Raw genomic sequence first — 16507 nt, forward strand, 5'->3', positions numbered from 1 at the left:
GGTCCACGCCTTAGAACGTGTTGCCGAAGGTGAACTGGATGCGCTCGACGAAGCGGTTGTCGTCGGTCTTCTTACGGAACGGCACGGCGAAGTTGATGATCAGCGGGCCGATCGGCGCCTGCCACTGCAGCGAGAGGCCGGTGGAAGCGCGCAGTTCGCTGGCGTCGAAGGACGAGTAGTCCTTGTAGACGTTGCCGACGTCGACAAACCAGCTCACGCGGGCCGTGTTCACGTCCTTCAGGAAGGGCAGGGGCAGGAACATCTGCGCGGTACCCAGCACCTTGAAGGCGCCACCGATCGGCTGGCCGTAGGAGTAATAGCCGCCGCTGCATCGACCGTGGCTGTCCGGATTGGGGCTGGCGCTGCCGCCGTCGCAGAGGCGGGGACCCAGGGTGTTGTCCTGGAAGCCGCGCACGTCGCGCACGCCGCCCGCGTAGTAGTTCTCCCAGAAGGGGAACTGCACCTTGTCGCCCTTGCTGTAGATCTTGGCGCCCACCGTGCCGTCGGGATTGATCGCGTAGCCGTCGTTGTCGTACGTCTGGCCGTAGGTCTTGCCATAGCCGACCTGACCGTCGAGATAGAGCACGAAGCCCTTGCCGATGGGCCAATAGTGGTTGGCTTCGCCGAACAGCTTGTAGAACTGCACCGTCGAGCCGGGCAGCGCACCCTCGATCGACGCCGTCAGCTGGCCGCCACGGGTGGGCGCCCAGTAGCTGTTGCGGGTGTCGTGGGTGTAGCCCAGGCTCGTGGTCCACGAGTGGATGGTCTTGTTGCCGATGGCCCGCTGGTACGCCGAAAGCTGGGACGGCGTCAGGTACGACGTGTTGATGAGGTTGGAGCTGACGCCCAGGCTCGTCGACAGCGAATCGTAGTCGGTGATCGGGAACGACAGCGTGGTCTGGAACGACTTGGTGCTGTAGGTGTAGTTCGCCAGGTCGGTGTCGCCGTAATCGAGCTTGCTGTAACCGAGGTTATAGCCCAGCTGGATGCCCGAGTCGGTGAGGTACGGGTTCACGTAGCTGGCGTTGATGCGCTTGTAGTACGTGCTGGTTTCCGCGCCGATCGAGAAGCGGTCGCCCGTACCCAGGAAGTTGTTCTGCGACACCGAGGCCGACAGGATGATGCCGGAGTACTGCGAGTAGCCCACGCCGAACATCAGCGAGCCGGCGGACTGTTCTTCCACCTTCACCGTGAGGTCGACCTGGTCGACGGTGCCCGGCACGAGCTGCTTGTCGACATCGACGGTCTTGAAGTAGCCGAGGCGCTGCAGGCGGGTCTTCGAACGGTCGATGGCGCCCTGCGCGTACCACGCGCCCTCGAGCTGGCGCATTTCGCGGCGGAGCACCTCGTCTTCGGTGCGGGTGTTGCCCTGGAACACCACGCGGCGCACGTACACGCGCTTGCCCGGCTCGATGAAGAGGGTGAGGTCGGCGGTGCGCTTGTCCTTGTCGAGCTTGGGCACCGGGGTGACCTTCGCGAAGGCGTAGCCGATGTTCGCGAGGATGCCCTTGATGGCGTCGGTGCTGGCTTCGATGGCCGCGTGGTTGAAGGTGTCGCCCTTGTGCACGTAGACCAGCTTGCGCAGCGTCTCTTCGGGCAGGATCAGCTCACCGAGCAGCTTCACGTCGGAGACGGTGTAGACCTCGCCTTCCTTGACGCTGGCGTCGACGTACATGCTGCGCTTGTCCGGGCTGATCGCCACCTGGGTGGAATCCAGGCCGAAATCGGCGTAGCCGCGGTTGAGGTAGTAGTTGCTGAGCTTCTCGAGGTCGCCCGAGAGCTTTTCGCGCGAGTACTGGTCGTCCTTGGAGTACCACGACAGCCAGCCGGTGGTGTTGGACTCGAAACCGTCGCGGATGGCCTTGTCGGGGAAGGCCTTGTTGCCGACGATGTTGATTTCCTTGATCTTGGCCGCCTTGCCTTCGCGAATTTCGATATCGATGGCGACGCGGTTGCGATCGAGGCGGGTCACGTGCGGTTCGACCGACACGTTGTACTTGCCGCGGTTGTAGTACTGGCGGATGAGCTCCTGCTGCACGCGGTCGAGCGACAGGCGGTCGAAGGTCTCGCCTTCGGCCAGGCCGATTTCCTTCAGGCCCTTGCGCAGGTCGTCTTCCTTGATGTCCTTGTTGCCGCGCAGGGTGAGTTTGGCGATGGCCGGGCGCTCCACGACCTTGATCACCAGGATGTCGCCCTGGCGGTCGAGTTCGACGTCGCTGAAGAACTTGGTCTGGTAGAGGGCGCGGATCGCGGCCTGGGCCTTGTCGTCACTCAGCGTGTCGCCCTTTTCGACGGGCAGGTAGCTCAGTACCGTGCCCTGCGCGATACGCGTCAGGCCATCGATACGGATGTCGGAAACGACGAACGGCTCGAAAGCAAGCGCATTGGCGGACAGGGAGGCAAGCAGGATCAGGGCGGCGATACGCTTCATCGTCGATTCCGTTGGGTTAATTCCAGCCGCAGGCGGACGAGGCCGGCGACCGAAGAGGAGCACGCGCCGGACTCATGCCCGGCGTCGTTCGGCCATGGGCGCGGATGCGTCCAGGGCCTGGGTGATACGGTTGTGGTTCGGGTCCGCGCAACGCGTGGGCCTTCGTCACGAGACGAGCATTCGCTGGATGTCGTTGAAAAACGCCAACCCCATCAGGGTAAACAGCAAGGCGAGCCCCACATACTGGCCTGCGATCATCGTGCGTTCGCTTACCGGACTGCCTTTGACCAACTCGATAAGGTAATACAGCAGGTGTCCACCGTCCAAGACGGGGATGGGCAGCAGGTTCAGGATGGCCAGGCTGAGCGAGACCAGCGCGAGGAAATTGAGGAACCAGCCGAGGCCGCGGTTGGCCGAGTCGTTGGCGACCTGCGCGATGCCGATCACGCCGGAAAGGTTCTTGGTGGAGGCCTCGCCGGAAAGCATCTTGCCGATCAGCCCCAGCGTGTTGCGGGTACCGGTCCAGGTGGCCGACAGCGACTCGGTGAAGGCGCGTACCGGCCCGTAGCGCAGCGTGGCGGCCTCGGGCGGCACGGCGGAGATGCCGATCATCCAGCGGACCGGCTGGCCTTCCTCGGACTTCATGCGTGCCGTGAGTTCCACCGTGGAGGGCTGTCCGTCGCGCACGATGGCCAGCGAGAGCTTCGGCGACTTCTTCGCTTCGTCGGGCACCAGCTTGGTGAAGGCCTCGAAGTTGTCGACGGGGATGCCGTTGACGCCGACGATGCGGTCGCCGGGGCGCAGGCCGGCCAGGGAGGCGGGGTCGCCCGGCAGCACCGTGCCGACCACGGCCGGCAGGGGCGCCATGGCCAGGCCGAGCTGGTTGAAGCGCTGGCCGATGTCGCCGGTGTTGTCGAGCTTCTGCAACGGCAGGACCACGTCACGCTGCGCGCCGTCGGTGCCCTTCACGCGGACCGGCAGCGGCGAGGTGCCGAGCAGCGCATTGGCGAGCACGTCCATGGCGTCGCTCCAGGTGCCCACCGGCTGGCCGTCCATCGCGACGATTCGGTCGCCCGGGCGAATGCCCGCCTGGGCGGCGACGGAGGAAGGCGCGGCGGTGACCATCGGCGCGACGTCGGGCTTGCCCACGATGTACATCGCCCAGAAGGCGGCGACGGTGAAGATCAGGTTGAACGCGGGACCGGCGGCGACGATGGCGATGCGCTTCCATACGGGCTTGGCGGTGAATTCCTCACCCGCCTGGGAGGGATCGACGTCCGCCTCGCGGGCGTCGAGCATCTTCACGTAGCCGCCCAGCGGAATCGCGGCGATCTGGTATTCGGTGCCGTCCTTCGCGACGCGCCGCCACAAGGGGCGTCCGAAACCGACCGAGAAGCGCAGCACGCGCACGCCACAGCGGCGCGCGACCCAGTAGTGGCCGAATTCGTGAAAGGTCACCAGGACGCCCAGCGTCACCAGCAGCCAGAATACGGAACCAAGGAAAGGGCTCATCGGGAAAGACGGGTCTCGAAAAAAAACGTTTGGGTGGAGCGAGTTTAGCAGTAAGCGCGGCGGAGCACGTCGCGTGCCGACCGACGCGCCTCCGCGTCGCGTTCCGCGAGGGTCTGGACATCGACCACGGCTTGGGCCGGCAGTTCCTGAAGAACGCGTTCGACGACCTCGGCGATGCCAAGGAAGGGCAGGGTGCCGCCGAGGAAGGCGTCCACGGCCACTTCATTGGCCGCGTTCAGGATGGCGGTGGCGTCGCCCCCGGCGCGCAGGGCCTCGAAGGCCAGGGCCAGGCAACGGAAGGTGCGGGTGTCGGGCGCCTCGAAGTCGAGCCGGGCGTGGGCCGCCAGGTCGAGGGGGGGGACCCCGGCCTCGATGCGCTCGGGCCAGGCCAGCGCGCAGGCGATGGCCGTGCGCATGTCGGGGTTGCCTAGCTGGGCCAGCATGGAGCCGTCCACGTAGTCGACCAGCGAGTGCACGAGGCTCTGCGGGTGGACGACCACCTCGATGGCATCCGGCGGCGCCTGGAACAGATGGTGGGCCTCGATGACCTCCAGCCCCTTGTTCATCAGGGTGGCCGAATCGACCGAGATCTTCCGGCCCATCGACCATTTCGGATGGGCGCAGGCCTGGTCGGGCGTGACGCTGCCCAGCTCGGCGCGCGTGCGGCCACGGAAAGGGCCGCCCGATGCGGTGAGCACCAACCGTCGGACGCCCGAGCGACCGACGCCGGGGCGGCCCTGCGGCAGGCATTGGAAGATCGCGTTGTGCTCGGAGTCGACGGGGATCAGGTCGCCGCCACCCTCGTGCAAGGCGGCGAGCAGCAGCTCGCCGGCCATCACGATGGATTCCTTATTGGCCAGCAGAAGCCGTTTTCCCGCGCGTGCGGCGGCAAGCGTGGAATCCAGGCCCGCGGCGCCCACGATGGCGGCCACTACCGTGTCGCATAGCGGGCCGGCCGCGGCGGCGGTCACCGCGTCGGCGCCGGAGGCCACCTCGCAGCGCACGCCGGCGGCCGCGAGTCGACGGGCCAGGTCGGCTTCCATCGAGGGATCGGCGACGATGGCGAGATCCGGCCTGAAGCGTTCGCAGAGCCGCGCAAGGGCTTCGGTGCCGCGGTGGGCCACCAGCACGCTGGCGCGGAAACGATCGGGGTGGCGGGCGATGACGTCGAGCGTGCTGGTGCCGATGGAGCCGGTGGCGCCGAGCACCGCGACCTGGCGAAGCGTCATCGTCAGAGTCCGAGCAGGAGTTTGCCGGCCGCGAAGATCGGCAGCGCGGCGAACACGCTGTCGAGACGGTCGAGCAAGCCTCCATGGCCGGGAAAGAGCGCGCCGGAATCCTTCACGTCCGCGTGGCGCTTGAGCAGGCTTTCGTAGAGATCGCCGACCACGGCGATGGCGACCGTCAGCACGCCGAGCACGAGCATGCCCAGCAGTTGCGCACCGTCGCGCACGCCCAGCAGGTAACCGCCGAGCGGGGCGACCGCGCCGCCGGCCAGCACCGCGCCGTAGACGCCCGCCCAGGTCTTCCCCGGGCTGATGCGCGGCGCGAGCTTGCGGCGACCGAAACGGCGGCCGCTGAAATAGGCTCCGGTATCGGCGGCCCAGACGATGACCAGGGCCAGCAGGGTCCACCAATGACCGCGGTCGCTGCCGTGCAGGGCGATGGCGGAGGCCAGCGCGGGTACGATCACCAGCACGCCCGCACCGAGCTTGAGCAGGCGGTTTTCGCTGTTTGGGGCGGCGGCGAAGGTGAAGTGGCGCAACCAGAAGCAGCAGCCGATCCACCAGGCTACGCCGACGAAGGTAAGCACCGTGAGCACGCCCGGAGTGCGCACCACGACCAGGGCGCCCAGCAGGGCGGCGGCCAGCGCCGCCACGATGCCGCGCCCGACGGGCGTGCGGCAACCGGCGAGCAGGCTCCATTCCCAGGCCGCGATGACGAAGACCAAAGCCACCACGGCGGCGAAGAAGCCGGTCGGCGGCAGCAGGATGAGCGCCAGGACCAGGGGCAGGAGGATCGCGGCGGTGGTGATGCGTTGCTTCAGCATGATCTGAGGGTCAGCCCGTGGTGGCGACCTGTTCGCCGGTGCGGCCGTAGCGGCGCTCGCGGCGGGCATAGTCGTCGATGGCCTCGGCGAGGCAGGCCTGGTCGACGTCGGGCCACAGGGTGTCGGTGAAATACAGCTCGGCGTAGGCGATCTGCCAGAGAAGGAAGTTGCTCACCCGATGCTCGCCACCGGTGCGGATGAAGAGATCGAGCGGCGGCTGGTCGGCGAGGCAGGTGTAGCCGTGAAGGCGGGTTTCGTCGATCTCGGAGGCGGCGAACTCGCCGCGCGCCACGGCCTCGGCGGCGCGGCGCGCGGCGTTGGCGATGTCCCAGCGGCCGCCGTAGTTCACGGCCACGTTCATGTTGAGGGCCGTGTTGCCGGCCGTGCGCTCCATGGCGCCCTGCATGCGCTTGCGCAACTCGGGCGCGAAGGCGTCGAGGTCGCCGACGAAGCGGATGCGCACGCCGTTGCCGTGCAGTTCGTCCACTTCGCGGTCGATGGCCTTGAGGAACAGCTCCATCAATGCCGACACCTCGGTGGGCGGGCGCTTCCAGTTTTCGCTGGAAAAGGCGAATAGGGTGAGCGACTCGATGCCGCGGCGCAGGCAGAATTCCACCGCCTCGCGCACGGCTTTCTGACCGGCGTGGTGCCCGAACGTACGGGGCCGCAGGCGCTGTTTCGCCCAGCGGCCGTTGCCGTCCATCACGATGGCGAGATGGCGTGGTACCCGCGCGTCGGGCTTCGGGGCCATGCAGGCGAACCGATGGCGCGTCAGAGCGCCATCAGCTCCTTTTCCTTTTCCGACACCACGTCGTCGACGTTCTTGACGTACTTGTCGGTGAGCTTCTGGATGTCGTCGTCGGCGCGCTTCTTGTCGTCTTCCGTGATGGCCTTGTCCTTCAGCAGCTTGTCGACGTGCTGGATGGCGTCGCGGCGCACGTTGCGGATGGCGATCTTGGCCTGTTCGCCCTCCTTCGCCACGCTCTTGGCGAGCTCCTTGCGGCGCTCCTCGGTCGGCGGCGGGAAGTTGAGGCGGATGTCCATGCCCATGGTGGTGGGCGTGATGCCGAGGTCGGACGCCATGATGGCCTTCTCGATCGGGCCGATCATGGCCTTGTCGAACGGCTTGACCGACAGCGAGCGGGCATCGGGCGTGGTCACGTTGGCGACCTGCGCCAGCGGGGTATCGGTGCCGTAATAGGGCACCTTGATGTTCTCGAGGATCTGCGGGTTGGCGCGACCGGTGCGGATCGACTTCAGGTCGTGCTTGAGCGAATCGATGCTCTTGCCCATGCGGGTCTCAGCATCTTTCTTGATGTCGTTGATCATGGGCTTGTTTCCGGTGGAACGGTCAGCAGGCGAGTATAGCAGGGAGGGCGGCGCGGCCGTGCCGCGCCGCACCGTGGCGCCCGGGCGGTTCAGCCGGCGTCGACGAGGGTGCCGACGGGCTCGCCCTTCATGATCTTCATGAGGTTGCCGGGCTCGGTCATGTCGTAGATGCGCAGCGGCAGCTTGTTTTCACGGCACAGGGCGATGGCGGCGGTGTCCATCACCTCGAGGCGGCGCTCGATGACCTGGTTGTAGGTGAGGTGTTCGTAGCGGGTGGCGTCGGCATGGCGCTTCGGGTCGGCGCTGTACACGCCGTCGACCTTGGTGGCCTTCAGCAGCAGGTCGGCACCCACTTCCACGGCACGCAGGGCGGCGGCGGAGTCGGTGGTGAAGAACGGATTGCCGATGCCGGCGGCGAAGAGGGTGACGCGGCCCTTTTCGAGGTGGCGGATGGCGCGACGGCGGATGAAGTCCTCGCAGACTTCGTTGATCTTGATGGCGCTCATCGTGCGAGCTTCGCCGCCGAGCTTCTCGATGGCGTCCTGCATGGCCAGCGCGTTCATCACGGTGGCGAGCATGCCCATGTGGTCGCCGGTGACGCGATCCATGCCCGACGCGGCCAGGCCGGCGCCGCGGAAGATGTTGCCGCCGCCGATGACGACGCCGACCTGCACGCCGGCATCGCGCACTTCGAGGATTTCCTTCGCGAGACGGCCGATCACCTTGGGATCGATGCCGTAGTCTTCGCTGCCCATGAGGGCTTCACCGGAGAGCTTGAGCAGGATGCGGCGATGATTCAGCGGGGTGCTCATGGGGGGTCTCCAGATTGTGTGGGGCAAAACGCGCGTAGTGTAGCGCGCGTTCTTTGTTACAGGAACGTGAAAAACTGTCGCAATTCACCAAACCGGGAACGACCCTTGTTTGCGTTCATGAGTCCGTCGGTCGCTCCCGGTCCCTGGGGGACGCCTTGGGTGGGGAGGCGGGCATAAAAAAAGGCCGCGATCGCTCGCGGCCTTTTTCGTGAACCGGTGGGAGAGGCTTACGCCAGGCCCGCCTGCTTCATCACTTCGGCGGCGAAGTCGTCCACCACCTTTTCGATGCCTTCGCCAACGGCAAGGCGCTTCACGTCGATGATTTCGGCGCCGCCCTTCTTGAGGGCTTCGGCGACCGTGACGTCACCGTCGAGCACGTACGGCTGACCGACGAGGGTCGCCTCGGCGAGGATCTTGTTGACCTTGCCGGTGACGATCTTGTCGAGGATGTCGGCCGGCTTGGCCTTTTCCTTGTCGGACATCTTCGAGAGTTCGATTTCCTTTTCCTTCTCGAGGAAGTCGGCCGGCACGTCTTCGACCTTGATGAACTTGGGGTTCATCGCGGCCACGTGCATGGCGATGCCCTTGGCCAGTTCTTCCGAACCGCCCTTGAGGGACACCAGCACGCCGATGCGGCCGTTGTGCGAGTAGGCGCCGATCGGGCCGTCGTTCTTGACCTCGGCCATGCGGCGCACGTCGAACTTCTCGCCGATGGTGAGGGTGAGGGCCTTGGCGCTGTCTTCGACGGTGGAGTCGCCGAGCTTGGCGGCCTTCAGCGCGTCGATGTCGGCGACGTCGGAGTCGAGGGCGACGTTGGCGACATCCTTGGTGAACTGGATGAAGCCCTCGTTGCGCGAGGAGAAGTCGGTTTCGCTGTTCACTTCGACCATCACGGCCTTGCCGGCCTTGCTGGCCACGGCGATGAGGCCTTCGGCGGCAACGCGGTCAGCCTTCTTGTCGGCCTTGGCCGCGCCGCTCTTGCGCAGCGCTTCCATTGCCGCCTCGATATCGCCGTTGTTTTCGACGAGTGCCTTCTTGCACTCCATCATGCCGACGCCGGAACGCTCACGCAGATCCTTGACGAGGCTTGCGGTGATCTCAGCCATGGTGATTCCTCAATGATTTCGTTGGGCGCCGCGGCGGGGATGCCGCGGCGCCGGGTCATGCCTTTCGAAAGCGGTGCGGGCGCTTACGCGCGGCCGCGGCCACCCTCGCGACCACCGTCACGGCCGCCTTCGCGGCGCGGGGCGCCCTTCTTGGCGGGCGGGCGACGGTCGCCACGCGGGGCGGCCTCGTCCTTCGCGACCGGGTTGCCTTCCTCGTCGAGCTCGACGAACTCGTTGGCATCGCCGCGGGCGGCGTGCTGCGGAGCGGCGGCCTTGCCTTCGAGGATCGAATCGGCGGCGGCGCGGGCGTAGAGCTGGATGGCGCGGATGGCGTCGTCGTTACCCGGGATGGCGTAGTCGACGAGGGCCGGGTCGTAGTTGGTATCGACGACGGCGACGACCGGGATGCCCAGCTTGCGGGCTTCCTGCACGGCGATGTCTTCATGGCCGATGTCGACAATGAACAGGGCGTCCGGCAGGCGGTTCATGTCCTTGATGCCGCCGAGCGAGTTCTGCAGCTTCTCGCGTTCGCGACGACGGGCCAGCACTTCGTGCTTGACCAGACGGTCGAACGAACCGTCGGTTTCGGCGGCTTCGAGTTCCTTCAGGCGGGCGACCGACTGCTTCACGGTACGGAAGTTGGTCAGCATGCCGCCGAGCCAGCGGGCGGTGACGAACGGCTGGCCGGCGCGGCCGGCTTCCTCGGCCAGGGCCTCGCGGGCGGAGCGCTTGGTGCCGACGAAGAGGATGGTGCCGCCCTTCTGGGCCAGGCCCGAGAGGAAGTTCATCGCGTCGGTGAAGAGCGGGAGCGTCTTCTCGAGGTTGATGATGTGGATCTTGCCGCGGGCGCCGAAGATGTACGGAGCCATCTTGGGGTTCCAGTAACGGGTCTGGTGGCCGAAATGGACGCCGGCTTCCAGCATCTCGCGCATGGTGACTTGTGCCATGGAATACTCCTGGGCGAACCGCACGAGGCGGTTCTATGGGGGTTGGGACCTCCACGCATCCCCGGCTTCGACCCGTTCCGATCCGCGGAGCCTTTCGCTCGTCGACGGCGGAAAGGGCACCCCGAAGGCGGTGCCGATGCGTGTGTGGCGTTAAAAGCGATCGCTTCGGACGGGGCCATGACGGCGCCGTGCGGTTACAATCGCGCTTCGAATCGCCGCCGCGGCCACGTAGGAGTGGCTTCGCCGGACAGCAAAACTCGCTAATTGTAGCCTTCCGGGGTCCGTCGCCGCAAGTCGCACTGGAATTCGGGCCCGGGTGCCGCCATCTCGCTTGGTGGCCCCAATCCCCTGAGGGCAAAGGAAAAAAAGAGAGACCACCATGGCAGTCGTACCGAAGACCCCCGAAGAGATCCAGGCCATGCGCGAGGCCGGCCGCCTGGCCGCCGAGGTGCTGGCGATGCTGGTGCCGCACGTGAAGCCGGGCGTCACCACCGAGGAGCTCGACCGGCTCGCCCACGACCACATCGTGAACGTGCAGAAGGCGATCCCGGCCAACGTGGGCTACCGCGGCTTTCCCAAGACGGTCTGCACCTCGGTCAACCACGTGATCTGCCACGGCATCCCGAGCCCGGGCAAGGTGCTGAAGGACGGCGACATCGTCAACATCGACGTCACCGTCATCAAGGACGGCTGGCACGGCGACACCAGCCGCATGTATTTCGTGGGCACGCCCAGCGTGCTGGCCAAGCGCCTGGTGGACACGACCTTCGAGGCCATGATGAAGGGCATCGAGGCGGTGAAGCCCGGCGCCACCCTGGGCGACGTGGGCGCGGCGATCCAGAAGCACGCCGAGGCGGCGGGTTTCTCGGTGGTGCGCGAGTACTGCGGCCACGGCATCGGCAAGGTCTACCATGACGAGCCCCAGGTGCTGCATTACGGGCGCCCGGGTACCGGCCTGGAGCTCAAGCCGGGCATGACCTTCACCATCGAGCCGATGGTCAACGCCGGCAAGCCGCAGACCAAGTCGCTGCCCGACGGCTGGACGGTGGTCACCAAGGATCACTCGCTCTCGGCCCAGTGGGAGCACACCATCGCGGTCACCGAAGACGGCTTCGAGATCCTCACGCCCTGGCCCGACGCGGCCTGACGTCCCACCGGCGAGGGTCGCTCGATCCTCGTCCGCGCCATCTTCCGTCGTTCCCGAGGGCCATGAAGTGACGCTCCCGAAGCTTCCGCGCCTGCCTGCCGTGGTGCCGCGCTCGGGCGTGTCGCCGGAGGCGAGGCGCTCGTTGCGCCAGTTGCTCGGCGATGCCGACCGCGCGCTCGCCACCAGCTTCCGCGACGGCGAGGACGCCACGGCGCTCGCCGCCCGCCGGGCCGACGTGGTCGACCGCGTGGTGGTGCACGCCTGGATCGCCTGTCTGGGCGATACCACCGCCGCGGCCCTGTTCGCGGTGGGCGGTTTCGGCCGCGGAATGCTCTTTCCCTATTCCGACGTCGACCTGCTCGCCCTGGTCGGCGAGAACTCCCCCACGCTTTCCCGCGCGCTGGAGAACTTCTTCGCCTGCCTGTGGGACATCGGCCTGAAGCCCGGCCACGCGGTGCGCACCGTGGCGCAATGCCGCGAACTCGCGGCGCGCGACGCGAGCGTGTTCACCAGCCTGCTCGACGCCCGCCGCCTCGCCGGCCAGCCGGATCTGGCGCAGGGCCTGCGGGGGATCCTCGACGACCCCTCGCTGTGGCCGCCGCGCGACTACCTGCGCGTCCGGCTCGCCGAGCGCGATGCGCGCCATGCGCGCTACGACGACACGGCGCAAAACCTCGAACCCAATCTCAAGGATGGGCCGGGTGGCCTGCGCACGCTCGATGCCATCCGCTGGCTCGGCCGCCGGCTGGCCAACGCACCCGACTTCGACGCCATGGTGGCCGAAGGGTTGCTGGAACCCGGCGAAGCGGCGCGCCTCGAACGCGCCGAAAGCACGCTGCGCCGTTACCGCTTCGCGCTGCATTTGGAGGCGGGGCGCGCGGAAGAGCGGTTGCTGTTCGATTATCAGCGGGCATTGGCGGAGCGCCTGGGCTTCGAGGACGAACACGCCAAGAATCTCGGCGTGGAGCAATTCATGCAGGGCTACTACCGCGCGGCCACGCAGATCGAGCGTTCCGGCACGCAACTGGTCGAGCGCTTCGAGGAGATGCTCCATCCCGAGGACGATCCCAAGCCGGTCGGCGTCGACTACGTCCGCCACGGTTCGCGCATCGCGCCACGCAATCCGAAGCTCTTCGCGCACCGCCCGGCGGCGCTCGTGGAAATCTTCACCGCCCGCCTCGACGAACCCGGCATCACCGGCTTCACCGCCGAAACCATGCGGCGCATCCAGCACGCGGTGTCGTTGCACGGTGAATCGCTCGCCGGCGATCCGCACGTGCTGGCGGCGTTCCTCGCCCTCTTGCGCCGTGGAGCGCCTGCCGTGGATGCGCTGTGGCGGATGAATCGCCACGGCCTGCTGGCGGCGATCCTGCCCGCCTTCGGCAAGGTGGTGGGGCGCATGCAATACGACCTGTTCCATGTCTACACCGTGGACGAACACACGTTGCGCGTGCTGCGCAACGTGGCGCGTTTCGCCGACCCGGAAGCGCGGCGGGAATTCCCCATCGCCTGCGAGATCTGGCCGCACGTCGAAAAACCCGAACTGATGCTGCTGGCGGCGTTGTTCCATGACATCGCCAAGGGCCGCGGAGGCGACCATTCCGTGCTGGGCGAGGAGGATGCGCGCGATTTCTGCACGCGCGTGGGCCTGCCCGGGGACGACGTCGAGCTGGTCGCGTGGCTCGTCCGCCAACATCTGCTGATGAGCACCACGGCGCAGCGCCAGGACATCACCGATCCCGACGTGGTGCACCGTTTCGCCCGCGCCATCGGCGACTGGGAGCACCTGGATCACCTCTACCTGCTCACCATCGCGGACATCATCGGCACCAGCCCCAAGCTGTGGAATGCCTGGAAGGACCGCCTGCTCGCCGATCTCTACACCGCCACGCGCTTCGCGCTGCGCAGCGACCTCGCGCCGCCCGCGCACGCCGGCGCGCGAGTGCGCGAGTGCCGCGAGCGCGCGCTGTCGATGCTCCTGGGCGAGCATGTCGGCATCGACGACGTGGCGAGGGTCTGGGCCGAGTTTCCCGATTCCAGTTTCCTGCGCCATCGTCCCGAGCAGATCGCCTGGCAGACGGCGGCGATCCTGCGTGCCGGCGGCGTCACGCCGCTGGTCGAGGTGCATCCTTTCTCGGTGCGCGGCAGTACCGAGCTTTTCATCTACACGCCCGACCGCGACGGCCTGTTCGCCACCGTCACCGCGATGCTCGACCGCCTGCGGTTCTCCGTCGTGGAAGCGCGCGTGCTCGTGTCCACCACCGGCATGGCGCTGGATACCTTCCTGCTGCTCGAATCCGATTCGCAGGCGCCGGCCACGCTGCAGCGCGCCGATGAACTGCGCGTGCGCATGCGCCGCGCGCTGGAGCAACCGGCGGGGCAGGGGCTGGTCAAGCGCAGCATGTCGCGCCACCTGCGCCACTTCCAGATGACGCCGCGCATCGAGTTCGCCGATGCGGGGGAGCGCACGCAGTTGGCGCTGGTGTGCACCGATCGCCCCGGGTTGCTCGCCGCGGTGGCGCAGGCGCTGGCCGAAGCCGAGGTGCGCGTGCATGATGCGCGCATCGCCACGTTCGGCGAACGCGTCGAAGATTTCTTCCAACTCACCGATCGCAGCGATGCGCCGTTGTCCCCCGACCGCCGGGAGATACTTCGCGCGTGCCTGCTGCGACACATCGGTCCCGAACCCTCCAGGAATGCCGTACATGCAGATGCAAACGCTTGAGTCCGCCATCGAAGACGCCTTCGAACGCCGCGCCGACCTCACCCAGAACGAGATCGAGGGTGGTTTGCGCGAGGCCGTCGACCAGGTGCTCAACCTGCTCGAATCCGGCGAGCGCCGCGTGGCCGAACCCGACGGCAAGGGCGGCTGGGCGGTGAATGCCTGGCTGAAGAAGGCCGTGCTGCTGTATTTCCGCATGAACGGCAACCGCGTGATGGACGGCGGCCCCTCCAGTGCCTTCGACAAGGTGCCGCTGCGCTTCACCGACGGCGACGAGATCGAATACGCCAGCCTCGGCGCCCGCGTGGTGCCGGGCGCGCTGGTGCGCCGTGGCGCGCATATCGCGAAGGACGCCGTGCTGATGCCCAGCTACACCAACATCGGCGCCTACGTGGGCGCGGGCACGATGGTCGATACCTGGGCCACCGTGGGTTCCTGCGCGCAGATCGGCGCCAACGTGCATCTTTCCGGCGGCGTGGGCATCGGCGGCGTGCTCGAACCGCTGCAGGCCAACCCCACCATCATCGAAGACAACTGCTTCATCGGGGCGCGTTCGGAAGTGGTGGAGGGCGTGGTGGTGGAAAAGGGCTCGGTGATCGGCATGGGCGTGTTCCTGGGCCAGTCCACGCGCATCTACAACCGCGCCACGGGCGAGATCAGCTACGGCCGCGTGCCGGCGGGCAGCGTGGTGGTGGCCGGCAGCCTGCCGGCGAAGGACGGCACGCACGGCCTGTACGCCGCGATCATCGTCAAGCAGGTGGACGAGAAGACCCGTTCCAAGACCGGCATCAACGAACTCCTGCGCAGCGGCGACTGACCATGGCGATCACCGTCTACGGCCTGCCCACCTGCGATACCTGCAAGAAAGCCCGCAACTGGCTCGACCGCTTCGGTGTCGAATACACCTTCGTCGATTACCGCGCCGACCCGGTGCCCGCCGCCACGCTGAAGGCGTGGGCGGAGACGCTCGGCGGCTGGGAAAAGCTCATCAACAAGGCCTCCACCACGTGGCGCACGCTGTTGCCGCAGCGCAAGGACCCGCGCACGGATCCGGAGTGGACCTTGCTGCTCAAGGAGTACCCTGCGCTGGTCAAACGGCCGGTGGTGGTCGAGGGCGACGACGTGTCGGTGGGTTTTTCCGACAACGCGTTCAAGAAGCGGTTCGGGAAGTAAGCGACGATAACCCTCGCCCCGAAGCCCATCGCACCGGCGCAGGCCGGTGCCTACGGCGAGGGGCTCGTTCGACGCCCTGAAGGTAGCCATGTCACCCGTCCTCCAACTCACCCACGATCTCATCCGACGCCGCTCCGTCACCCCGGAAGACGCCGGCTGCCTTCCCCTTATCGCCACGCGCCTGGAAACACTCGGCTTCCACATCGAGCACCTGCGCTTCGGCGACGTGGACAACCTCTGGGCCACGCATGGCAACGACGGGCCGGTGCTGGCCTTCCTCGGCCACACCGATGTCGTGCCGAGCGGTCCGGAAGATCGCTGGGCGTCGCCGCCCTTCGAGCCGACGGAGCGCGATGGGCTGCTCTATGGTCGTGGTGCCGCCGACATGAAGGGTTCGGTCGCGGCCATGGTGGTGGCGCTGGAACGGTTCGTTTCCGCGTATCCCGACCATCCGGGAACCGTGGGCCTGCTGCTGACCAGCGACGAGGAAGGCGTGGCGCTGCATGGCGTGCGCGAGGTGGTCGAACACTTCGCGCGCACCGGCCAGCGCATCGATTACTGCGTGGTGGGCGAGCCCTCGGCCAAGGCGAGACTCGGCGACCTCATTCGCGTGGGGCGTCGCGGTTCGCTGTCGGGCACGCTCACCGTGCGGGGCATACAGGGGCACGTGGCGTATCCCGAGAAGGCGAAGAATCCCATCCACGGCTTCGCGCCGGCCCTGGCCGCGTTGGCCGCCGAGCGGTGGGACGAAGGCAACGCCGATTTCCCGCCGACCTCGTTCCAGGTGTCCAACATCCACGCGGGTACGGGAGCGAACAACGTCATTCCCGGCGAACTGGTGGCGCTGGTCAATTTCCGGTTTTCCACGGCGAGCACGGCCGACGGGTTGCGCGAGCGCGCCGAAGCCATCCTGCATGCGCATGGCGTGGAGTTTTCCGTCGATTGGCATCTCTCCGGGCACCCGTTTCTCGCGACGCCGGGCGGACGCCTGCGCGAGGCCGTGGTCGGGGTGTGCCGCGACCTGTGCGGCATCGATCCGGAGCAGAGCACCGGAGGCGGCACCAGCGACGGGCGATTCATCGCGCCGATGGGCGCCGAGGTAATCGAGTTGGGGCCGGTGAACGCGACGATCCACAAGGTGGACGAATGCGTATCGATCGCCGACCTGGAAGCGTTGCCTTCGCTATACGAAGCGATCTGTCGGCGCATCCTGGCCTGACGCCGAGCGTATTTCCGACGGGAGGCCAAGCGGCGCCCGCATGGTGGAGCCCGGGCGGG

14 protein-coding genes are annotated in these 16507 nt (G+C 67.1%); 5 read left to right on the forward strand and 9 right to left on the reverse strand.

From position 1 onward, the window contains the following. Positions 1 to 10: 10 nt before the first annotated feature. The 9 genes from bamA to rpsB all read right to left on the reverse strand — a co-directional run bounded on the left by bamA (position 11) and on the right by rpsB (position 10187). Positions 11 to 2431, reverse strand: coding sequence for an outer membrane protein assembly factor BamA (gene bamA / locus L2Y94_RS05245; protein ID WP_247373553.1), 2421 nt, complete (start codon positions 2429 to 2431; stop codon positions 11 to 13). Between the two features lie 165 nt (positions 2432 to 2596). Continuing rightward, complete coding sequence (rseP, locus tag L2Y94_RS05250) at positions 2597 to 3943, reverse strand: RIP metalloprotease RseP (RefSeq protein WP_247373555.1); 1347 nt, start codon at positions 3941 to 3943, stop codon at positions 2597 to 2599. A 44-nt stretch (positions 3944 to 3987) separates the two neighbouring features. Continuing rightward, complete coding sequence (locus L2Y94_RS05255; protein WP_247373557.1) at positions 3988 to 5172, reverse strand: 1-deoxy-D-xylulose-5-phosphate reductoisomerase; 1185 nt, start codon at positions 5170 to 5172, stop codon at positions 3988 to 3990. Positions 5173 to 5174: 2 nt separating this feature from the next. Then, positions 5175 to 5993 (reverse strand): phosphatidate cytidylyltransferase, encoded by an 819-nt coding sequence (locus L2Y94_RS05260; protein WP_247373559.1) that lies wholly within the window; start codon positions 5991 to 5993, stop codon positions 5175 to 5177. 10 nt (positions 5994 to 6003) lie between these two features. Beyond that, positions 6004 to 6744: a polyprenyl diphosphate synthase gene (gene uppS / locus L2Y94_RS05265; protein WP_247373561.1), complete on the reverse strand. Its 741-nt coding sequence runs from the start codon at positions 6742 to 6744 to the stop codon at positions 6004 to 6006. A 20-nt stretch (positions 6745 to 6764) separates the two neighbouring features. Beyond that, positions 6765 to 7322, reverse strand: a complete 558-nt coding sequence (gene frr, locus L2Y94_RS05270; protein WP_144916844.1) for a ribosome recycling factor — start codon at positions 7320 to 7322, stop codon at positions 6765 to 6767. 89 nt (positions 7323 to 7411) lie between these two features. Further along, entirely contained in the window at positions 7412 to 8134 is a 723-nt protein-coding gene (pyrH, locus tag L2Y94_RS05275) for a UMP kinase (protein ID WP_247373563.1), read from the reverse strand. Positions 8135 to 8361: 227 nt separating this feature from the next. Next, positions 8362 to 9240, reverse strand: coding sequence for a translation elongation factor Ts (gene tsf, locus L2Y94_RS05280; protein WP_247373564.1), 879 nt, complete (start codon positions 9238 to 9240; stop codon positions 8362 to 8364). Positions 9241 to 9323: 83 nt separating this feature from the next. Beyond that, positions 9324 to 10187: a 30S ribosomal protein S2 gene (gene rpsB, locus L2Y94_RS05285; protein ID WP_144916835.1), complete on the reverse strand. Its 864-nt coding sequence runs from the start codon at positions 10185 to 10187 to the stop codon at positions 9324 to 9326. A gap of 379 nt (positions 10188 to 10566) precedes the next feature. Here rpsB and map point away from each other — a divergent pair, with 379 nt between their 5' ends. The 5 genes from map (at position 10567) to dapE (ending at position 16448) form a co-directional block, all read left to right on the forward strand. Beyond that, complete coding sequence (gene map / locus L2Y94_RS05290) at positions 10567 to 11334, forward strand: type I methionyl aminopeptidase (protein WP_247373565.1); 768 nt, start codon at positions 10567 to 10569, stop codon at positions 11332 to 11334. Positions 11335 to 11401: 67 nt separating this feature from the next. After that, positions 11402 to 14059 carry a [protein-PII] uridylyltransferase gene (glnD, locus tag L2Y94_RS05295; protein WP_247373566.1) on the forward strand — a complete coding sequence of 886 codons (2658 nt, stop codon included), beginning with the start codon at positions 11402 to 11404 and terminating at the stop codon, positions 14057 to 14059. Beyond that, the gene (gene dapD, locus L2Y94_RS05300; protein ID WP_247375140.1) at positions 14046 to 14873 is read left to right on the forward strand and encodes a 2,3,4,5-tetrahydropyridine-2,6-dicarboxylate N-succinyltransferase; all 828 of its coding nucleotides are present in this window, start codon (positions 14046 to 14048) and stop codon (positions 14871 to 14873) included. Before glnD ends, dapD begins: the two co-directional genes overlap by 14 nt. 2 nt (positions 14874 to 14875) lie before the next feature. Continuing rightward, on the forward strand, positions 14876 to 15229 hold the full coding sequence (locus tag L2Y94_RS05305; protein ID WP_247373567.1) for an arsenate reductase: 354 nt from the start codon (positions 14876 to 14878) through the stop codon (positions 15227 to 15229). Positions 15230 to 15317: 88 nt separating this feature from the next. Next, positions 15318 to 16448 carry a succinyl-diaminopimelate desuccinylase gene (gene dapE / locus L2Y94_RS05310; protein ID WP_247373568.1) on the forward strand — a complete coding sequence of 377 codons (1131 nt, stop codon included), beginning with the start codon at positions 15318 to 15320 and terminating at the stop codon, positions 16446 to 16448. Positions 16449 to 16507 lie beyond the last annotated feature (59 nt).

This window comes from Luteibacter aegosomatis, from assembly GCF_023078455.1.
GTDB lineage: Bacteria > Pseudomonadota > Gammaproteobacteria > Xanthomonadales > Rhodanobacteraceae > Luteibacter > Luteibacter aegosomatis.